Here is an 18,204-nt window from a genome sequence, read left to right as displayed (position 1 = left end):
TTTTCTGGTTTTCCTCTTCACTGAGCCGTCAGGCGTGCGAAGTCGCGATCGAGATCCTTGATGGCCGTCTCGATGCGTTTGTTTCGCTCTGCCGCCCATTGCTCCTCCTGGGCAAGCATTTGTCTGGAGCGCTCAATCATGCGGTTCATCTCCGCAGGCTGTGGGCCGCCAGCAGTCACACGATTCTTCACGATGGCCACAGGGTCCAGCGCTGCCCGGAATTCGTCCTCCGACATCGGTAGGCTGCCGTTCTCGATGGACATCTCGTGTTTCAGCGTCGCGGCATAGATGCGCTGGGCATCGGCGTAGGGGAAGTCGCGAGGGGTGATGTTGCGTTCCTTGGCAAAGCTAACGACCTCCGAGGCAAAGTGGTGACCCACGCGGAAGGGCAATTTGTACTTGCGCATCAGAACATCCGCCACCTCCTGGGAGGCCGTCCAGTCAAGATTCAATTCTTCAAGCGCACGTTCAGGATTGATCACCAGGCCGCTGAGCACCTTGTCAAACCCCTGAAGAGTGGAAATCGTCGCTGCAATCAGCGCGGAGGAGTCATGGGACGACTTGTTATCGCTCATCCCCGGTGGAATATTGTGCTGGCTGATGAGGCGCCCCACACCCAGGGCCAGCACGCATGAAGCGTTGGCGCGGGTGTCGTTGAGCAATCCTGGATTGCGCTTCTGAGGCATGGCACTGGAGACATAGGTGTTGCCTCCGCCTTCCCGGAGCAGAATCCAGGGTCTGGGCTGTGCGTACTGCACCATGACGTCCTCGACAAAAGCTCCGACGTGCAGGGAAATGCTTGACGCAACCGCACCGATCTCCACCGGCATCTCGGCAGCCAGGATTTGTGCGGCATCGTAGGCGTTGTCGACTGTGACTGGATAGCCAAGGTATCTAGCCATGCGCTCCCTATTCAAGGGCCAGCTGGTGCCGTTGAGAACCGTAGTGCCCATTGCTGACTGGTCGATGCGTGCAAAAGCTTCGTGCAGGCGCTGGGCGTCCCGGTCAAAACCGGCAAGGTGTCCCAGAAGGTAGTGCCCATAGCTATTAGGCTGAGCAGCCACCCCGTTGGTGTAATTCGGAACGACTGTGCCGGCATAGGCCTGGGCCAGCCGCAGCAGATGAGCACGGGTCTGCGCCAGCTGTTTGTTCAGGCGCAGCATATCGTCCCGCTGTATGGCTGAGCGCACCGTAGCCAACATATCCTGGCTTGAGCGCCCGGCATGCAGAAGAGTGGCTTCCACGCCTGCTGCATCAATGAGCAGGGGCTCGAAAGTGATGACCAAACCTGGCCGTTTGCCATTGGGAGCGTCGCCTGCGTTCAAGACGCTCTGGAGACCTCGTGCAATTTTGGGAGCCATGGACTTGTCGAGCAAGCCCTCATCGGTGTTGATGACTGCCGATGCCTTGTTGATTTGTCCCAGCCAGAAGAAGGCGTCGCGCTTCGACTCCTGCGCAAACGCGCAATTGGCCAGCGATGTCAGTGCAAACGTGGCAACCAGGAGCTTGCGCAGCGCCCCACCGGCAAGGCCGTGGGGCAGTTTTGACAAGACGGCACTGCGCTTGCTGTTGGTTCTGTATTTCATGTATGTCTCCTGGGCTTTAGGGGGTGATCAAGGCTGGATGTCTTGTATTGCCGACTCGATAACTCTGTAATGGCAGATGGCTGGGAACTAGCTGATGGCGAATGATGCATGTCTTCACGACGCGAAATTGCCATATGGCTGAACTAGACGCAAAAAATCTTGGAGTGGAGGAGGGCGCCGCTCCTGCTCACTTTGTATGCCGATTGGCGCTATTAGAGTGTCGCGGTCTGCCACCGGCTGTCCCAGGCGAGATATGTGTTTTGCGCAGCGAAGCTTGTGCCGGCTCTGTCTTGTGGCTGATGGGGCAGCATCGGCAAGGTGCATATCGCAATCAGCCAGGTCAAGCGTTTGCAGGACGCATCTGCTGCATCAATTGATAGAGCGCTTCAGCTACCAATGAAAGGCTGCGCTCTCGCTTTCGAACCATATAGATCTGCCGGTCCATACCCGGCAGCAGCAGGTGCCGCGCCACCAATCCGGGCTTGTCGAAGTGAAACAGGCTCAGCGCGGGAGCTACGGTGATGCCGAGTCCGGCTTGCACCAGTCCCATCACGGTGGCCAATTGCTCAACCTCAACGAAAGTCTGCATCTTTCGAGGAAAAAAAGCGGCATCCAGATACTGGCGAACACTGCTGTGGCGTGCCAGGTGGATGAACGGCCAGGGTGTCAGATCCTCCAGGGACAGCTCGACCTTGTCCGCCAGTGGATGGTCGCCAGGGCACACCATATAGAAGCCGTCACTGCAAAACGGCTCGGCCTTGAGGTCGGGTGTATCCACGCGTATGGCGGCCAGCGCAAAATCCGCGTCTCCGTTGGCAACGGCAGCGATACATGGCTCGGACAGCACGTCCAACACACCCAGCTGGACTCCCGGATGCCGCGCCGTGTATACCTTCAGCACTTCAGGAAGCCAGCCTGCGGCAAGAGATGGCAGCAATGCAACTGATACGTGCCCCTGAGCCAGTTGTGCTGTATCACGCATCGCTCTCTCACAGGCAGCGAATTCTGCGGCGAGGCGCTCTGCAGACTGCAGGAATCGTTCGCCTTCACGGGTAAGCACTACGTGTCTTGTGCTGCGGTCGAAAAGTTTGAGACCTACCGTTTGCTCCACGGTGCGAATGAGTGCGCTGAAAGCCGGTTGTGACAGGTGGCACATGCTGGCGGCCTGGGTGAAGTTCTTTTGCTTGGCCAGTACCAGGAATGCCTGCACATCGCGCGACGATAGATTCATTTGAAATGCGGATTAATTAATCTCAATTATCGATTTCACAGCTTATAGCGGTTTTTCTATAGTGGGCAACAGGAGGTTTCATGACAAGAGTGCAAAACGAAACGACGTCATTGCTCATCGGATGTGCTGCAGGCTTTTCCGGTGATCGAATTGATGCGGCGCAGCCCGTCGTGCAGGAGCTGGTTCGACAAGGCAAACCTGCCTTTCTGATCTTTGAAACGCTGGCCGAGCGCACTCTGGCGCTGGCACAGCTTGCTCGTCGTCAGAATCCCGATGCAGGCTATGAGCCACTCATGGTGGAGTTTCTCCGGCCCGTGCTCGCCGACTGCCTGGCGCATGGAATTCGAATCGTCAGCAACTTTGGTGCGGCCAACCCACAAGGTGCAGCCCGGGCCATTGCTGCATTGGCCAAGGAGCTCGGAACGCGCCTACCCCAAATAGCGGTTGTTCACGGGGATGACCTCAGCGGACCCGCGCACTACCAGCTGCTCGAAAAAGCTCTGGGCTCGGACATGCCAGACCAGCAACTGGTGAGCGCCAATGCCTATATAGGTGCACGCCCCATTGCCGAGGCACTGCTGGCAGGTGCAGACATCGTGGTGTGCGGCCGCGTCTCCGACCCCTCGCTTGTAGTGGGACCTGCCATGGCCCACTTCGGCTGGGCCTGGGATGACTGGAATCGCCTGGCACGAGCCACGATGACCGGGCATTTGCTGGAATGTGGAACCCAGGTCTCTGGCGGCTATTTCGCAGACCCGGGGTACAAAGATGTACCCGGCATGGAGCGCCTGGGATATCCCATTGCCGAAATCGACAGCGCGGGCAACAGCACCATCTTCAAGCCATCTCTTACCGGGGGCTGCATCACCGCAGCCACGGTCAAGGAGCAACTGCTCTACGAAATCCATGACCCTGCCTGCTACCTCACGCCAGACGTTGTTGCCGACATCACTCAGGCCGAAGTGATTTCGGTTGGGCCTGACCGGGTGCGCCTGGAAGGTGTCATTGGTCATCCGAGGCCGGAGATGCTCAAAGTCAATGTCTGCTTTGAGTCAGGGTGGTTTGCCGAGGGAGAGATCTCCTACGCGGGCCCGAGAGCGCAAGCGCGCGCGCGTCTGGCGGCCCAGACCATATCCAGGCGCCTGGCGAATATTGCACCCCTCAGAACCGACCTGATCGGCGTAACCAGCGTCTGGGGAAACGACAGCAGCGACTGGCTGATCGACGAAGGCATTGCCGGCGAATCCCGGGATGTCCGGCTTCGCATGGCCTGGCAGCATGCCGACCATGCGGTAGCCGCGCGTCTGCCGCGCGAGATAAACGCCTTGTACTGCTGCGGTCCGGCGGGGGGAGGGGGCGTTCGCACCCATATGCGCCAGCGCCTGGGAATGGTGTCGTGCCTGGTACCTCAGCAACAGATTACGACTGGCTTCCACTGGACCAAGCCGCATCAGGAGTAAGCCATGAACTCAACCCTTACCGTTCCCCTTTACCGAGTTGCGCATGGACGCACGGGTGACAAAGGCAACCGCTCCAATATCAGTGTCATTGCATGGCATCCGGATCTGTGGGAGGTGGTGTGCGAACAAGTCACGGAACAAGTCGTGATGCACCTTTTTGCAGACCGCAAGCCAAGCCATGTCCGGCGATACCTGCTACCCAAGCTCCACGCCATGAATCTGGTGCTCGACAACGTGCTGGATGGGGGGGTCAACGACTCGCTGAACCTGGACAGCCATGGAAAAACGCTGTGCTTCAGGGTGCTTGAAATGCCCGTCGTGGTTCCATGCCATCTCGAGCCACTGCTCGTCGGTCCGAGCGCCTGAATTTTCTACAACAACCACTAGGAGACAAACCATGAAATTTCTGACACGACGCACCGTTCTTGCATGCGGTGCAAGCCTGGCGCTCAGCCCCTTGGCCTTTGCACAGGGCGAATTTCCAAACAAGCCTATTACCTTTGTTGTTCCGTTTGCCGCCGGCAGTGCCACCGACCAGCTTGCGCGTGCCTTGGGACAAGCCGTTTCCGAGCAAACCAAGCAGCCGGTCGTGGTGGAAAACAAAGGCGGTGCCAGCGGCATGATTGCGGCTCAAGCAGTGGCCAAGGCCGCGCCTGATGGCTACACCGTGCTCATCACGACCAATACGACGCATGCTGCCAACGAGCATTTGTACAAAAAGCTGTCGTACGACCCTGTCAAGGATTTCACCCCCATCACAGGTCTGGGCAAAGGCGGACAGGTCCTGGTCGTTCCAGCGACTTCGCCTTATCAGTCCGTAGGCGATCTGCTGGGCTATGCCAAAGCCAATCCCGGCAAGCTGAGTTTTGGCAGCGGCAGCTCTTCAAGCCGTGTCGCTGGCGAAATGCTGAAGCAACTCGCTGGAGTCGACATCCTTCACGTTCCCTACAAGAGCAATCCGCTCGCCCTCACGGATCTCCTCGGGGGGCAGATAAACCTGATGATTACCGACGTCTCGACAGGTGTTCCTCAAATCAAGGCCGGCAAACTGCGCCCGCTGGGTTACTCCACCCAAAAGCGCAGCGCGCAGATGCCTGATGTTCCGACCATCGCGGAAGCCGGTGTCAAAGGCTATGACATGGGCTACTGGTTCGCAGCCTACACGCCTGCCAATACACCAGCACCTGTCGCGTCCAGACTCAATCAACTGCTGACCAAGGCGGTGAACAGCGCTGCAGCCAAGTCCTTCTTCAATATGTCCGGCTCCGAAGCCTGGACCACCTCTGCCTCGGAGCTGGCACAGTTCCAGGCCGCAGAAACGACCAAGTGGGGACAGGTCATCAAGGCGGCAGGCATCACGCCTGAATAAGGCAGACAACAGCACAGCGGCCCAACATCCGGGCCGCTCACACGCAATCCAGTCCATCTTCAAATTGGCCGCCAGATGCCAAGGGATAGCTGCGCCGTTCTGAAACCAGGCTCATCGATAAAAACAAGGAGACAAACATGCATGCGTTCAAGCTAACAATAGCCGCCATGGCAGCGGCAATCGCCACGGGATGCGGAGGCGACGACAGCGGCAAGTCCGCCAATGAATCTGCCAAGCCCAGGCTGGCGATCCAGATTACGTCCACTCAGGATTTTCCTGGAACCTATGGCAGCGTTGGAGCCTACGAAAAGGTCAGCGGAACGATTTCTGGGGAACTCGACCCGAAGGATGCCAGAAACCGCATCATTCAGGACTTGGAGCTTGCTCCGGTCAACGCCAGGGGAATGGTGGAGTATTCAACGGACTTCGTGCTTCTCAAGCCCAAGAACATGTCCAAAGCCAGTGGCGTGCTCCGCTACGACGCGCCGAATCGAGGCAACATCCTGACCATGCCCAATCCCAGCAGCACACCAAGTGACGCTGTCTACATGGAGCGGGGCTACGTGATGTTGTATGCGGCTTGGCAGGGCGATGTACCCAAATCGTCTGCCGAGCGTTTGACGGCAAAAGTGCCGGTGGCAATCAATACAGATGGCAGCAGCATCACCGGCACGTATCGCACCGAGCTGGTTCCAAGTACCGCCACGTCAACGATGGGCCTGCCTGGCGGTGTCTTCAACGGAACCATGCTTCCATACGCTCCAGCCAGCCTGGACAATACCGCCCCTGGCTATTCGTTAACTCGGCGCATCAACGAAACGGACAAGCGAGAGCTGATTCCCACATCTGATTGGAAGTTTGCGGACTGCACTTTAAGCGCACCGTTTCCAGGCATTGCAGATGCAGGCAAAGTCTGCCTGAAGGATGGCTTCGATCCTCTGTATCTGTATGAACTGGTCTATGTTGCCAAGGATCCCAAGGTCATGGGAGTCGGGCTTGCGGCATTGCGTGATGCTGTTCATTTCTTCCGCTCGACAGAGAAGGACAGCAACGGCAGCCCCAATCCGCTGGCGGGGCGCATCAAATACACGCTTGGCCAAGGTACGTCACAGTCGGGAAATGCCATGAAGACCTTCCTGCATCTGGGCTTCAACCAGGCAACTGACGGTTCACGCGTATTTGACGGGATGTATGCGCATGTCGCGGCTCGTCAAACCAATGTCAACACGCGTTTTGCCGTTCCGGGAGGAGGAGGAGGGCTGCGTACCGACCATACCGCGTTCGGCCAGACCGCACCTCGCGGCCTTGACAAGAGCTATGTCGATGACATCAGTGGCCGTGAAGGCGGGGTCATGCGCCGCTGCAGCGAGTCCAATACCTGTCCCAAGTTTTTTCTGGGACTGTCAGGTACGGAGTTCTGGCAGTTGCAGGGTTCGCCTGTACTCACCAATACGCAAGGAAGCAGGGACATTACGCAACCGGACAACGCTCGCATCTACTACTACTCCAGCACGCAACACGGCGGGGCAGGTGGCGAATCCAGCATCAACTATGCACCAGGTCGTAATGTCTATCCTGCCGGAACGGTTGTGCATTTCAATGACACATTCCGAGCTCTCTTCCTCGCCTTGGAAGACTGGGTGACCCAAGGCACGGAGCCTCCGGCAAGCCAAACCCCTTTGTTGGCCGACGGCACATTGGTCAAGCCCGGGTCAGTTCAGTTCCCCACAATGCAGGGAGTCCAGTGGAAATCCGGCACAGGCCTTTCTGCCATACCTGCTTTCAACTACCTGGCCCGCTACAACAATTACGAATTGCTGGAGTTCGGGCCGCAATACCGGCCTGAAGATGAGTCAGGCATTGCAAGCATCTTGCCACCCCGTCAAACGGGTCGGCAGTATCCAATACTGGTACCTCAGGTCGACCCTCGAACCGGTCTCACGATTGCCGGCATTCACTCGGTAGAAGCACTTGCGCCGCTCGGCACAAGTGTTGAGTTCAACTATGTGGCGAGCGACAAGATCGTTGATTTGTCTAATCTGACGGGTAGTTACATACCGTTCCACAAGACTAGAGCTCAGAGAATTGCGGCAGGTGATACACGTGTCTCTCTCGAAGAGCTGTATGTCGACCAGGACGGGTATGTGCAAGCGGTCTCAGCAGCCGCACGAAGCCTGGTTGAAAAGCGGCTTTTGCTCCAGCGTGATGCGGAACTCATCATCGAGAAAGCAAGGAACTCGGCAATCTTCGATTGAAGAAGGGCGGATGTTGGCAACTGGTGCTTGAGCACCAGTTGCTCCGTGAGTGGAGATCCATGGCTGTTAGGGCTCAGTTGAGGTAAATCTGAGCCATTCCCGTTACTTGGCAACCCGGCTGTCTTCGACGGTGAAGTGCTCGACATGCGGTGGCTCCACAAAATAAGGACCGATGATGGCGCGCCACTCGGCAAAAGCGGCGGACTGGCGGAATCCAATCGTGTGATCGTCCAAAGTTTCCCACTGCACGGTCAGCACATATCGGCCCGCGGTCTCGATGCTGGCAAGGACTGTGTGGCCGAGATAGCCAGTGGCCTTGCTCAGCACTGCGTCTGCAGCCCGACGAATGGCGCTTCCAAAATCCTTGTGCTTGGCTGGCTCCACCTTGAAGTCTGCAATCTCAACAATCATCAGTTTTCTCCTGTTGGTAAGACGCCGGAACTCGGCGCCAAGTCAATCCCAGATTCAACCCTCATCAGGGGCCACTGCCACGAAAGATGGTCCTGGAGAGCTCCATCTCGCTTAGATGATGAGGTCGCAAGCCTCAAGCCGAAGCCTACGAAGACGCAACCCATCACTCTGTCCAGAGTCTTGACGGCACTTGGGCTGCGCAAAAATGCACTCAGCGGAACGGTTGCTGCAATCAGTGCCGCAAATCAGAGAAGGGTCAACGCCACATGGCAATATGCCAGCAAGAACGAGTATGCAGCGACGTTTGCATTCGAAGAAATGAACTGCGGCAGAAACGTTACATAGAAGATGCCGGCCTTGGGATTTAGCAGATTGGCCAACAGGCCTCACCAGAATGCACTGGCCCCGTGATGATGAGACCCTGAGTCGGGGTTGTTTCCATCGGAGGCGGCTTCAGGCCCAGCCAGCAGCTTGATTCCCACCCAAACGAGGTATGTCGCACCAATCCACTTGACCACGGCATATGCAGCTTCGGATGCATGTAGCAGTACACCCAACCCAAATGCTGCGGCTGTGCCCCATGCAAGACAACCCAAGGCGATGCCCAATGCCGCCATGGCAGCCTGCTTGCGGCCATCCATTGCCGTGGCACGCAACACAATGGCGGTATCAACTCCCGGCGTGATCGTCAGGATGGATGCAGTGACTACAAAGGCAATTAGCAATGAAAAGTCGACCATGTCTCAGACACTTTAGTTCTCACCGCAACCACGATGGCGCGGTTCACGGTCGCCAGAGCGCCAACGAGTGATGAGCTGGCACGGAATTTCTGGAGACTGGATTGTCGTTTATTTATACAAAGCAGCTTGGACTTCTCAGTTCAATATTATTCATCACACGATGTATATTATGTTAAATTACGTTTGATCCAGTACATCGAGTCAATCTCAAACCTGCGTACTTCCACATACTTCGCCCAAGCACAAGCGCAGGAGCGCCGAAGCAAAAAGGCTTATGGATCAAATCGCGCTTCTTGAAGCCGAGTTAGCCAGGTCGAACACCGGGCCAGCCAACCTACCGGTTTTCCAAATTGTCTAGCAGCCGATGCGGAATTGCCGATCCCTTGCGGCTTTACGCTCAAACCGAACCCAATCCAGCCTTTGCGTGCTGCACGCATTTACACGGCACTCGGCATCAAGAACGCGAATGCGCTGCTCAAGGGCTTGGCACTCTGCAGGAGTCGAAGACGTTGACCTTGAAGCCACAGGAACGACCTGTTCAGCAGCTATAGCATGGGCTTTGTCTCTCTGCTGCCTGGCAATTGCCACCTGCTCCTCCCAAGGCACATGGGCAGGAACGCGTGCAATTCGATCCATAAAACGTCCGTTTGCTGAGCACGGCACGCTCTCCCAGGTCAGACGATCTTGAAAGTCTTTACAGAGGTAAATTTCCTTTGTCTCAGACCTGTCTACCGGCCGACTGTTTTGCTGCGCGAGCTGCTTGCCACCGTCACATGGCGTGTTGCTGTAGGTATTACCACAGCGATAAATCTGGCCCGTTGATTCCGAACGCGGCTTATCGGGCGTCAAGACCCTAGGTGCGACAACTGCCGGTTCTCGTGGTTGCCGCGCCTCAGGTCGTTGAGGAACTGCCTCAGGCGGCCTCACTAAGAAACGCACGATTTCAGACTGATACCTGTACGCGAGCACGCTAACCAAAAGCACGACAACCGTAAGAGCGAGCTTTGTAAAAAAGCTCATTTCCTTGTGGCCACTTTTGAAAGGATTTTCGCGTTGCCAATTCCCAGGATCGTAGTGCCCCATATTCCCCTCCCCTTACTAATTAATCGCTTAATTTAAATGAAATTAAGGATTCAAAGGTTATCTAAAAAATGCCTATTGATGAGACCTTCAAAATGCTCTTTCAATTTCTTTGTCTTTATGAATTCTCTATCGAATTCTTCCTTTGATTTAGGGCGCCTTCCGAACTGATCTTGGAAATGACATCTACCATCATCAAACTGGACCATAGTGTAGCCCGTCTGCCTAATTACCTTATTTGCCGGCGGTAGCAAGAAGCCTCTCAACTTATTCCACATGGTTGTCCTCAAGTGACGCTCGGGATAAAGGTCATCCTCCATCCTCCCCGCAACGTAACGATCGGCTTGCGACTTTATGATGAAGTTAACTTCTTTAACCTGTAGCTCTGTCAATGTACGCGAGCGTAAGCAGTCGTCGTAACGTACAACTTGATTGCCGAGGTCGAAGTATCTACTATTCATCCGCTCCTTTCGTGCTTTTCCTGGACCTGGACTACGTGCGTATTCATTATGTGTAATTATGTACAAGTGCTCTTTATCGAAAGGAAATAATGTCTGGGTTCCTTGCCAGTGCAAATGTGGATCGTGTCCAACAGGAAGCTTTGGATCACCGGGAAACACATGCCTATTGAACATAATGACAGGGTGATCCGAAAATATGAATCCACTTGAACCTTCAGGAGCCTTGGCGATTTCAAGAAATCCCTCTGTCCACATCAGACAGTGCATTCTTCGCAGCTCTTGCATTGCCAGCATTAAATCCAACTGGGTCTGCTTCTTCCTAGCCAATGATTCGATGAAGCGTAGCCCTTTTGGAGTCCTTAAACGAAGAGCGTCCATGAACTCGTAGACATGCAAATAGGTGTCATGGATAACTTTATGATCTTCACTCAACCAAGCCCTAATAGCACGTTTACCTTGAGTGTCAATTGCTCCAAAAAGCATCCGTTCTATAACATCGTCCATTTTCCCTAGACGAGGTATGGAGTAAAGGTCAGACTTCCAAAAAAACGCGTCAGCCCCTTTGCTTAGGATACTAGGCCCTGTTCCACGAACTCTTCCACTCCCATCCTTGAACTTATCAGGACGCATGTCAAGGATCTTGAAGGACGTCTTTCCAGGAGCGAGAAAGCCTTTCTGATACCAAACGGGAATGTAATGGTGTCGATGACTACTTTGAGAGGTTTGCATCCGTTCTCCTTTTTAATGATTCTCGCCCATCCACCTTCATATCGTCATGTGCTCGAGACTCCTGAACTCCAACTTAAAGTTCCTTCTTGAAAAATTGATCATTACGGGTTAGCTCATCAAAAATATCGCCCATGGGTCCGGAGAATGAGCACTCTTCGGTGCTCTATTGGCTCGCCGCACGGTGTCGGCTACCCGTGACACATGGTGTCCAGCACCATTCCCCAGAGTTTCGCCTCTTCGGCCACGCTAAATCAGGAGCGGCCTGCGGCCTTTTCCTTTCTCCGGGGGTATTCATAATGCTTCCCCATTCCGAAAAGCCACCCTGATACCACTAAAGGCTCGGAGAAGAACTCAGGGAACGGTGCAAGCAAGGGACAGTGAAACGGGCGGCAGACAGATAACGGCCGGCTCCGAATCTAGGGGCCCGGTACACCAGAAAGGCGGCACATCATGGCAATGGCAGCAAATTTCCGGAAGTATGCAGAGGCAATGGCACTGCAACTGGTGCAGCCCTTTGGCCATCCTGTCTGGAACACATCGCGCCCCGCAACGCGCCTCGGTCGAGAGATTCGCAGCTTCATCACCAAGCCCATGAGGCGCGGGGCCTAGTTGAATACTCGGCAGTCCCTGCAATCCCCAGTAGGGAAAGACGCTCAGACTCGCGCGCGTGCTTCGTCAAGTTTCCAAAGGAAGAGCAGCCCAAGCTTGATCTGCTGCGGGTGTCTCACGGAGCCATTGACCGCAGGCTCTGGTCTAACGGGCAATGGGGAGCACGCTGTATCTGCCCCTATTCATATAGAACTCAGAACCTGCTGGCAGAATGGTGACCATGCGATTCCTCCACACGATGCTGCGCGTTGGCAATCTCCAGCGCTCTATTGATTTCTATACCAACGTCATCGGCATGCAACTGCTGCGCACGTCCGAGAACACCGAGTACAAGTACTCGTTGGCTTTTCTCGGCTTCGAAGGCGGCAACCCCGGTCAGGCGGAGATCGAGTTGACCTACAACTGGGGCACCGAGAGCTACGACATGGGCACGGCTTACGGCCATATTGCTCTGGGCGTGCCCGATGCCTATGCCGCCTGCGAGAAGATCAAGGCTGCTGGCGGCAATGTGACCCGTGAAGCAGGTCCCGTCAAAGGTGGCAGCACTGTGATTGCCTTTGTGACGGACCCTGACGGCTACAAAATTGAGCTAATCCAACGCAAGGACGATCTGGGCACCGGCACCGGTTTGCGTTGATTTTTCTTCTCCGGATTCCTGGAACGAGCGGCACCTAGTTGCCGCTTTTTTCATGCCTGAGCGAACCACTTATCGTCCAAACAGGGGTTTTCAGTTATTGGCCGCTATTCAAGACTCCGTGCTCAACACAAATCCGGAGACAGGCAATGAGTGATGCGATTCTGGCCCAACTTCAGCAGCGTTTGCAGCATATTGAAGATATCCAGTCAATAACAACGTTGAAGGCTCGATACTTGCGGGCTTGCGATCAAAAGCAGCCGAACGCCATGCGTGAGTGCTTTGTGAAGCATGGCGCAGTCATCGAAGCCGACGGCTTTCCGCCTTTTTCGGATCGTGAAGAATGGGTTGCAACCTTCAGCAGACTGGCGGTTGCCAATCCTTCCATTCAGGATATGCATCACGGTCACAATCCTGAGATCCGCTTTACAGGCGCTGATAGTGCCAAAGGCTTGTGGGATCTGGATTTTTGCCAGATCAATGTCAAGGAACGCACCATCGTCAATCTCTGCGGCCAGTACAGCGATGAGTACGAACGCATCAACGGGTGCTGGCAGATCCGTTCCATGCGCTTTGCGCGAAGATCGTTTGTTATGCGCCAGGTCGATGCTGGCGGTATTGAACGAGTCCTCGCTCTGGGCCAGCCTCCGGCAGCCGGGTTCATTGAAAACAGCTGAATGAACCAGTTGCGACCAGCAAAAAAGCCCGATACAGCGGATGCCGTATCGGGCTCTGGGTCAGAGTGTCGGGCTGAATCAGTCGGCCAGAATCACTTCCACGCGGCGAGCTTCGGCGTTGGAGCCATCGGCCTGAGTTTGCTCTGGTTTCTTCAGCTCAACCTTGTCTTCAGCCACGCCCAGTGCCATCAAAGCGGCCTGGACAGCCTGGGCACGTTGCTTGGCCAGCTCGGCATTGATTTCAGCACTGCCGGTTGCATCATGGAAACCGGAGATCACGGCGCGCTTGCCTTCGGCCACACCCTTGACCACGTCGCTCAGCGCTTCGTTGGCGCCAGCGGCCACCTCAGCCTTACCTGAGACAAAGTAGAACTTGACCACGCCGTTTTCCACGATCACGCGGGCAGTTTCTTCAATCACCACCACAGGCACGTTGGTCGCGCTGGGTGCGGACACTGCGGCTTCAGTCTTGGGTGCATGGGAAATACCGCGCTTGTAGACGACGGTGCCGACGACGGTGGAGACAACCAGAGCAATCAGGGCAAACAGAAAACCCAGGGCAAAGCGTTGTTGGCTATCGTCGTCAGAGCTGTTGAAGGACATGAATGAAATCTCCGTATTTGCGGGTGATTATGAAAGTACGAAAGCTGTATTCGTGACGCTTTGCGGCCCGATTCCAAGCATCCGGCTGGCAAAGCGACAAAACCACGCATTCTAGAGGCTTGCCGTGAAACGCCCTAACGGCGGCTGCGGCTGCAATCGCAAAAAAGATTCAAATCTCGGACGTTTCACTGCGGGAAAGCGTTGCTTTTACGCCTTCGCGCATGTGCAGGTGCACCGACGGCGCGCTAGCGCGTTATATATCAAAGTCAATTCAGTCCTGAATCCGGTTTGAGGAGTTTCCATGTCCGCCCTGCCCTTGTTGAACCATTCCATGCGCGATGCTGACCAGATGCTGGAGCGGGCTCTGGCGCAGTGGGGAGGCGACGAGGATTTGTGGATTTTTGGCTATGGCTCCCTGATCTGGCGTCCCGAATTCGACTTCAGCGAACGTCGCTCGGCCCATGTGCATGGTTGGCACCGTGCTCTCAAAATGTGGAGCACCATCAATCGTGGCACGCCCCAGGTGCCGGGCCTGGTGTTTGGCATGCTCTCTGGCGGCAGCTGCCAGGGCATGGCCTTCCGTATTCCGCGCAACCAAGGCGATACCGTGATGCGCAAGCTCTGGTTACGTGAGATGCCCAATGCCGTCTATGATCCGCGCTGGCTGCCTTGCCGCACGCCGCATGGTGCAGTGAAGGCCCTGGCATTCACGCTCTCGCGCCAAAGCCCGCACCACACCGGTGAGCTGGCGCCAGATGAATACAGGCGCATCTTCTCTGAGGCTCAGGGCATATATGGCACAACGCTGGACTATGCACAGGCCACTTTTGAGGAGCTGCAACGACTGGGCATCGACGACAAGGCACTCAAGCGCCTGTTGGCCTATGCAGATTTCCAACAAAGCGGTTGCTCGTCTTTTGCTGCTATTTGAAACATAGCTACCAGCGCTTTGCTGTATTGGGCTACAGGGCAAAAATACTTGAAATTCTGACGATCCGGGGCACAATGCCCTTTTGAATTCGGAAAGATTGCCATGTCCCCCAACCGTGTTGCCTCCCTCTTTTCGCGCCCTGTCTGGGCAGGTCTGACGCTTGTCGCAGGCCTGGCCATGACAGCCTGCTCCACGACCAGCAACACGGCAGCGCCCTCTTCTTCTGAAGCAGCTCCAGCGGCAAGTCAAGGGAAAGGCGTACAGTCGATTGCACGCCTGGACGCCACCAAGGGCAGCCAGGTAACGGGCACGGTGCAGTTCTTCCCACAGCCTGACGGCAGCGTGCGAGTAAAAGGCCGCGTTGAAGGGCTGGCGCCGAATACCGAGCACGGCTTTCACGTCCATGAAAAAGGCGACTGCTCCAGCGGAGATGGCTTGAGCGCCGGCGGCCACTTCAACCCGGGACAGCATGCACATGGCAAATTCGGCGACAGCAAAGCCCACCACATCGGCGATTTGCCCAGCCTGGATGCTGATGCCCAAGGCGTGGCAGCTGTCGATTTTGTGAGCAAGGAACTCAAGCTGGACAGAGGCAGCAACGGTATTCTGGGCCGATCGCTGATCGTGCACAACGATCCAGATGACTACACGACTCAGCCGACTGGCAATTCCGGCGCGCGCCTGGCTTGTGCCGTGATCGAGCGCGGAGCCTAAGCCAGCCATCGCCTAGAGAATGAGTAACGAGCGTGCATTTGAAGGACAAGGTCAGGCAGCCGGAACCGGGCTTTGACGGATAGACGAGCTCGGTAAATTCAAAGGCTACCGAGTCAGGCCCTGCCTCAGGGGCTTTTGACAATCAAGAATTGCGCTCTTGCCAGATCCTGCGCGCCTCTTCCAAGGCCTGTACGGTGTCCACATCAAGCACACAGCCGATGTCATCGCAGTCCCAACGCCGCAGACGCTGATACTCCGCCGCGTTGCGCACGATGGAGGCTGCGCCCAGATCGCCACTCAGCTCGACAAGTTCCTGAGCAGCTGCACGGCTGAAAGCCACAGGATGGCCCTTCTGGCCCTTGTAAAAAGGTTGAATCACACGCAGCTCACGTCTCTCCAGCTGTGCCAGCTGCAAAGCCAGTTGTTTCAGCGTGCTGGCTTGAATCAAGGGCAAATCTGCAGGCAGGATCAGCCAGCCATTGGCGCCGGCCGTTGCCTTGACGCCCGCTGCAATGCTGTCGCCCATGCCAGGGTGCGGCCCGCATTCCAGATGCCAAGGCAGACCGGAGGCCTGCACTGCAGCCAGAGTGTTTTTCAGAACGGTTTGCAGGCCCAGCATGGCTTGAAGCTTGTGGCTGGAACCGCCTGATGCGAGAAATCGATCGCCTCTGCCCGCAGCGAGAACCAGCACACAAGGCTGACCTGGATCTATTGAGGGAGCGCGCAAAACTTCTTGATTCATATTGCCGCCGAGCATAACGCCAGCTTTGACAGCGGGGCACAATACGCGCATGAGCAGCCTATCTTCATCCATTGCCGATCTGCGCAAAAGCTATGAACGCGCAGAGTTGAGCGAATCCGCTTCCGACCCCAATCCCCTGCAGCAGTTCGATCAATGGCTGCAGGAGGCTGTCAGTGCCCAGGTCCCCGAACCCAACGCCATGACCGTGGCAACCGTGAGCGAAGACCTGCGGCCCAGCACGCGCATCGTGCTGATCAAGGGCTATGACGAACGCGGCATTGTCTGGTACACCAATTACGAGAGCCGCAAGGGTCGGCAACTGGCAGGCAATCCATTCGCGGCCCTGCAATTTCACTGGGTGGAGCTCGAGCGTGTGGTGCGCATCGAAGGCCGTGTGGAAAAGGTCAGCGCCGAGGAAAGCGATGCCTACTTTTCCAGCCGCCCGCTGGACTCCAGGATTGGTGCCTGGGCGAGCCCGCAAAGCCAGGTCATCAGCGGCCGCAGTGTGCTGGTTGCCAATGCCGCCAAGTACAGCGCACAGTTTTTGCTCAATCCTCCCCGGCCTCCTCATTGGGGCGGCTTCCGTCTGGTGCCCGAGCGCTGGGAATTCTGGCAGGGACGCAAGAGCCGGCTGCATGACCGCCTGAGCTACCGCCAGGAGGATCAGCAGTGGATTCGTGAACGACTGGCGCCCTGAGTTTTGATGGGTCTGTCAAGAAAATGTGAGGGCGCTGCGACAGAAAGCGCCCTCTTCGCTGATTACTTTAGGCTTGTGGTTAGGTGAATATATTTTTTGTCGGTAGTGATAAATAATTCATGTAAGTTACATTAAACTCATCATATGCAAGACAGAAACATTCCGGATCAGCAGCCTCCAGATCCCTCCACTCTGCCAACCGGAAGCCAGCTGTTTCGCGACTGGCTCGAGCATGAGGGCAGCAAGAGCTGGGACGCGCTGGACACCTCTCCTGACGGCAACTATGAAAAGGTATGGCAGGCTTGGTTGATGCATCTGTCCGGACAGACCGCTATCACCGACAAAAAGCGCCCTGCCCGCAGGCCGCGATCTTCAAAGTCCTGGCATCAGGCCACAGAGCTGGATGTGCAGAGCTTCCTGCAGATACGCGACGGACAACGCGCGCATCACCACCCCGAGCGCAAGATCAGTCCTGTCACCCGCCGCCGCTACTGGCGGCTGCTGGAGCGCATCTATGAGCATGCGATACAGCATGGCTGGATCAGTGCCAACCCCGCAACCGGTCTTGAGCCGGCCGAGCGTCCGCCCTCCGAAGACGGCAAGGGCCATTGTCTGCCTCCCCTGCTCTGGCAATCGCTGCCAAGACATTTCCCCAGCGCAGACGACTACCAGGACTCACGCGACCGCGCTATTGTGCTGCTGCTCTACGAGATGGCTCTGGCCCCCGAGGAAGTGCGCTGCCTGCTGTGGAAGAACCTGCTTTCAAGTGCCGATCAGGTCTGGGTTGGCAGCTCGGAAAGCATTGCAAACGGTGAGTCGCCCCTGCCCCGCTACCTGCAGATAGAAGGCGGCAGAAATGCTCAGCAACGGCTGCTTGAGCTGCCCGACTCTGTGGCCCAGGCCTTGCAAAGCTGGAGAAGATTCAGCGCCGCACAGCGCGGACCGTCGGTGATTGATGGCAACCATATCGTCTTCTATTCGCGCCGTGGCGGCGAACTATCGGTACGCATGCTGTTCCATGTTGCCTCGCAGATCATTCAGCGCGCCCATCAGGCCCAGCCCGAGGACAGCCAGAAATTTCCGCTGCAGCGCGTAGGGCCACAGGTACTGCGCAACACGGCCATCGTGCAATGGCTGCGCGCCGGCGTACCTGAATCGGAAGTGATTACCAGAATAGGTGTGGACAGCACCCGTTCCCTGCGCCATCTGCAGCACTATCTATCGCCATAACATCCGGCCCAGGCCTAAACCCGGCCCGGATGCGGCTTGGCTCAC

Annotated in this window: 17 protein-coding genes; 10 read left to right on the top strand and 7 right to left on the bottom strand. The window is 56.3% G+C overall.

Annotated elements, in window-relative coordinates:
- Positions 1 to 17: 17 nt before the first annotated feature.
- Both F3J24_RS01230 and F3J24_RS01225 read right to left on the bottom strand, forming a co-directional pair.
- The gene (locus F3J24_RS01230) at positions 18 to 1,586 is read right to left on the bottom strand and encodes an argininosuccinate lyase (protein ID WP_167002037.1); all 1,569 of its coding nucleotides are present in this window, start codon (positions 1,584 to 1,586) and stop codon (positions 18 to 20) included.
- 340 nt (positions 1,587 to 1,926) lie between these two features.
- The gene (locus tag F3J24_RS01225; RefSeq protein WP_167002035.1) at positions 1,927 to 2,817 is read right to left on the bottom strand and encodes a LysR family transcriptional regulator; all 891 of its coding nucleotides are present in this window, start codon (positions 2,815 to 2,817) and stop codon (positions 1,927 to 1,929) included.
- A gap of 80 nt (positions 2,818 to 2,897) precedes the next feature.
- Between F3J24_RS01225 and F3J24_RS01220 the strand changes: the two genes are divergently transcribed.
- The 4 genes from F3J24_RS01220 to F3J24_RS01205 all read left to right on the top strand — a co-directional run bounded on the left by F3J24_RS01220 (position 2,898) and on the right by F3J24_RS01205 (position 7,901).
- Positions 2,898 to 4,277 (top strand): acyclic terpene utilization AtuA family protein, encoded by a 1,380-nt coding sequence (locus F3J24_RS01220; RefSeq protein ID WP_167002033.1) that lies wholly within the window; start codon positions 2,898 to 2,900, stop codon positions 4,275 to 4,277.
- Positions 4,278 to 4,280: 3 nt separating this feature from the next.
- Positions 4,281 to 4,643 carry a hypothetical protein gene (locus tag F3J24_RS01215; protein ID WP_167002032.1) on the top strand — a complete coding sequence of 121 codons (363 nt, stop codon included), beginning with the start codon at positions 4,281 to 4,283 and terminating at the stop codon, positions 4,641 to 4,643.
- Positions 4,644 to 4,674: 31 nt separating this feature from the next.
- The gene (locus F3J24_RS01210) at positions 4,675 to 5,646 is read left to right on the top strand and encodes a tripartite tricarboxylate transporter substrate binding protein (protein ID WP_167002031.1); all 972 of its coding nucleotides are present in this window, start codon (positions 4,675 to 4,677) and stop codon (positions 5,644 to 5,646) included.
- A gap of 137 nt (positions 5,647 to 5,783) precedes the next feature.
- Entirely contained in the window at positions 5,784 to 7,901 is a 2,118-nt protein-coding gene (locus F3J24_RS01205; RefSeq protein ID WP_167002030.1) for an alpha/beta hydrolase domain-containing protein, read from the top strand.
- Between the two features lie 102 nt (positions 7,902 to 8,003).
- Here F3J24_RS01205 and F3J24_RS01200 read toward each other — a convergent pair whose 3' ends face one another.
- The 3 genes from F3J24_RS01200 to F3J24_RS01190 form a co-directional block, all read right to left on the bottom strand.
- Positions 8,004 to 8,312, bottom strand: coding sequence for an antibiotic biosynthesis monooxygenase (locus F3J24_RS01200; RefSeq protein WP_167002028.1), 309 nt, complete (start codon positions 8,310 to 8,312; stop codon positions 8,004 to 8,006).
- A 386-nt stretch (positions 8,313 to 8,698) separates the two neighbouring features.
- Positions 8,699 to 9,052, bottom strand: a complete 354-nt coding sequence (locus tag F3J24_RS24880; RefSeq protein WP_240154197.1) for a LysE family translocator — start codon at positions 9,050 to 9,052, stop codon at positions 8,699 to 8,701.
- 1,133 nt (positions 9,053 to 10,185) lie between these two features.
- Complete coding sequence (locus F3J24_RS01190) at positions 10,186 to 11,322, bottom strand: DUF4238 domain-containing protein (RefSeq protein ID WP_167002026.1); 1,137 nt, start codon at positions 11,320 to 11,322, stop codon at positions 10,186 to 10,188.
- Positions 11,323 to 12,151: 829 nt separating this feature from the next.
- Between F3J24_RS01190 and gloA the strand changes: the two genes are divergently transcribed.
- Together gloA and F3J24_RS01180 are read left to right on the top strand one after the other, a co-directional pair.
- Positions 12,152 to 12,568 (top strand): lactoylglutathione lyase, encoded by a 417-nt coding sequence (gene gloA, locus F3J24_RS01185; protein ID WP_003070839.1) that lies wholly within the window; start codon positions 12,152 to 12,154, stop codon positions 12,566 to 12,568.
- Positions 12,569 to 12,714: 146 nt separating this feature from the next.
- Positions 12,715 to 13,242, top strand: coding sequence for a nuclear transport factor 2 family protein (locus F3J24_RS01180; protein ID WP_167002024.1), 528 nt, complete (start codon positions 12,715 to 12,717; stop codon positions 13,240 to 13,242).
- A 78-nt stretch (positions 13,243 to 13,320) separates the two neighbouring features.
- Here the strand turns inward: F3J24_RS01180 and F3J24_RS01175 are convergent, their stop codons facing one another.
- A complete protein-coding gene (locus F3J24_RS01175) occupies positions 13,321 to 13,845 on the bottom strand; it encodes an OmpA family protein (protein ID WP_043003138.1) in 525 nt (174 codons plus the stop codon).
- 301 nt (positions 13,846 to 14,146) lie between these two features.
- On the opposite strand from F3J24_RS01175, the gene F3J24_RS01170 reads away from it, so the two are divergent.
- Together F3J24_RS01170 and F3J24_RS01165 are read left to right on the top strand one after the other, a co-directional pair.
- Positions 14,147 to 14,776 carry a gamma-glutamylcyclotransferase gene (locus F3J24_RS01170; RefSeq protein ID WP_167002022.1) on the top strand — a complete coding sequence of 210 codons (630 nt, stop codon included), beginning with the start codon at positions 14,147 to 14,149 and terminating at the stop codon, positions 14,774 to 14,776.
- A 102-nt stretch (positions 14,777 to 14,878) separates the two neighbouring features.
- Positions 14,879 to 15,490 (top strand): superoxide dismutase family protein, encoded by a 612-nt coding sequence (locus F3J24_RS01165; RefSeq protein WP_167002020.1) that lies wholly within the window; start codon positions 14,879 to 14,881, stop codon positions 15,488 to 15,490.
- A 142-nt stretch (positions 15,491 to 15,632) separates the two neighbouring features.
- Here the strand turns inward: F3J24_RS01165 and F3J24_RS01160 are convergent, their stop codons facing one another.
- Positions 15,633 to 16,247: an NTP transferase domain-containing protein gene (locus tag F3J24_RS01160; RefSeq protein WP_167002018.1), complete on the bottom strand. Its 615-nt coding sequence runs from the start codon at positions 16,245 to 16,247 to the stop codon at positions 15,633 to 15,635.
- Positions 16,248 to 16,281: 34 nt separating this feature from the next.
- Here F3J24_RS01160 and pdxH point away from each other — a divergent pair, with 34 nt between their 5' ends.
- The gene (pdxH, locus tag F3J24_RS01155) at positions 16,282 to 16,929 is read left to right on the top strand and encodes a pyridoxamine 5'-phosphate oxidase (protein WP_167002016.1); all 648 of its coding nucleotides are present in this window, start codon (positions 16,282 to 16,284) and stop codon (positions 16,927 to 16,929) included.
- Positions 16,930 to 17,073: 144 nt separating this feature from the next.
- Complete coding sequence (locus F3J24_RS01150) at positions 17,074 to 18,159, top strand: site-specific integrase (RefSeq protein ID WP_167002015.1); 1,086 nt, start codon at positions 17,074 to 17,076, stop codon at positions 18,157 to 18,159.
- Positions 18,160 to 18,204: the final 45 nt, after the last annotated feature.

Source organism: Comamonas sp. Tr-654 (genome assembly GCF_011752915.1).
In the GTDB taxonomy this organism is placed as follows: Bacteria; Pseudomonadota; Gammaproteobacteria; order Burkholderiales; family Burkholderiaceae_C; genus Comamonas.
This window is presented reverse-complemented; position numbering and strand designations above follow the sequence as displayed.

Coding starts and splice junctions, on each gene's coding strand:
- F3J24_RS01230 (WP_167002037.1), bottom strand. CDS start 1,586: ATGAAATACAGAACCAACAGCAAGCGCAGTGCCGTCTTGTCAAAACTG.
- F3J24_RS01225 (WP_167002035.1), bottom strand. CDS start 2,817: ATGAATCTATCGTCGCGCGATGTGCAGGCATTCCTGGTACTGGCCAAG.
- F3J24_RS01220 (WP_167002033.1), top strand. CDS start 2,898: ATGACAAGAGTGCAAAACGAAACGACGTCATTGCTCATCGGATGTGCT.
- F3J24_RS01215 (WP_167002032.1), top strand. CDS start 4,281: ATGAACTCAACCCTTACCGTTCCCCTTTACCGAGTTGCGCATGGACGC.
- F3J24_RS01210 (WP_167002031.1), top strand. CDS start 4,675: ATGAAATTTCTGACACGACGCACCGTTCTTGCATGCGGTGCAAGCCTG.
- F3J24_RS01205 (WP_167002030.1), top strand. CDS start 5,784: ATGCATGCGTTCAAGCTAACAATAGCCGCCATGGCAGCGGCAATCGCC.
- F3J24_RS01200 (WP_167002028.1), bottom strand. CDS start 8,312: ATGATTGTTGAGATTGCAGACTTCAAGGTGGAGCCAGCCAAGCACAAG.
- F3J24_RS24880 (WP_240154197.1), bottom strand. CDS start 9,052: ATGGTCGACTTTTCATTGCTAATTGCCTTTGTAGTCACTGCATCCATC.
- F3J24_RS01190 (WP_167002026.1), bottom strand. CDS start 11,322: ATGCAAACCTCTCAAAGTAGTCATCGACACCATTACATTCCCGTTTGG.
- gloA (WP_003070839.1), top strand. CDS start 12,152: ATGCGATTCCTCCACACGATGCTGCGCGTTGGCAATCTCCAGCGCTCT.
- F3J24_RS01180 (WP_167002024.1), top strand. CDS start 12,715: ATGAGTGATGCGATTCTGGCCCAACTTCAGCAGCGTTTGCAGCATATT.
- F3J24_RS01175 (WP_043003138.1), bottom strand. CDS start 13,845: ATGTCCTTCAACAGCTCTGACGACGATAGCCAACAACGCTTTGCCCTG.
- F3J24_RS01170 (WP_167002022.1), top strand. CDS start 14,147: ATGTCCGCCCTGCCCTTGTTGAACCATTCCATGCGCGATGCTGACCAG.
- F3J24_RS01165 (WP_167002020.1), top strand. CDS start 14,879: ATGTCCCCCAACCGTGTTGCCTCCCTCTTTTCGCGCCCTGTCTGGGCA.
- F3J24_RS01160 (WP_167002018.1), bottom strand. CDS start 16,247: ATGCTCGGCGGCAATATGAATCAAGAAGTTTTGCGCGCTCCCTCAATA.
- pdxH (WP_167002016.1), top strand. CDS start 16,282: ATGAGCAGCCTATCTTCATCCATTGCCGATCTGCGCAAAAGCTATGAA.
- F3J24_RS01150 (WP_167002015.1), top strand. CDS start 17,074: ATGCAAGACAGAAACATTCCGGATCAGCAGCCTCCAGATCCCTCCACT.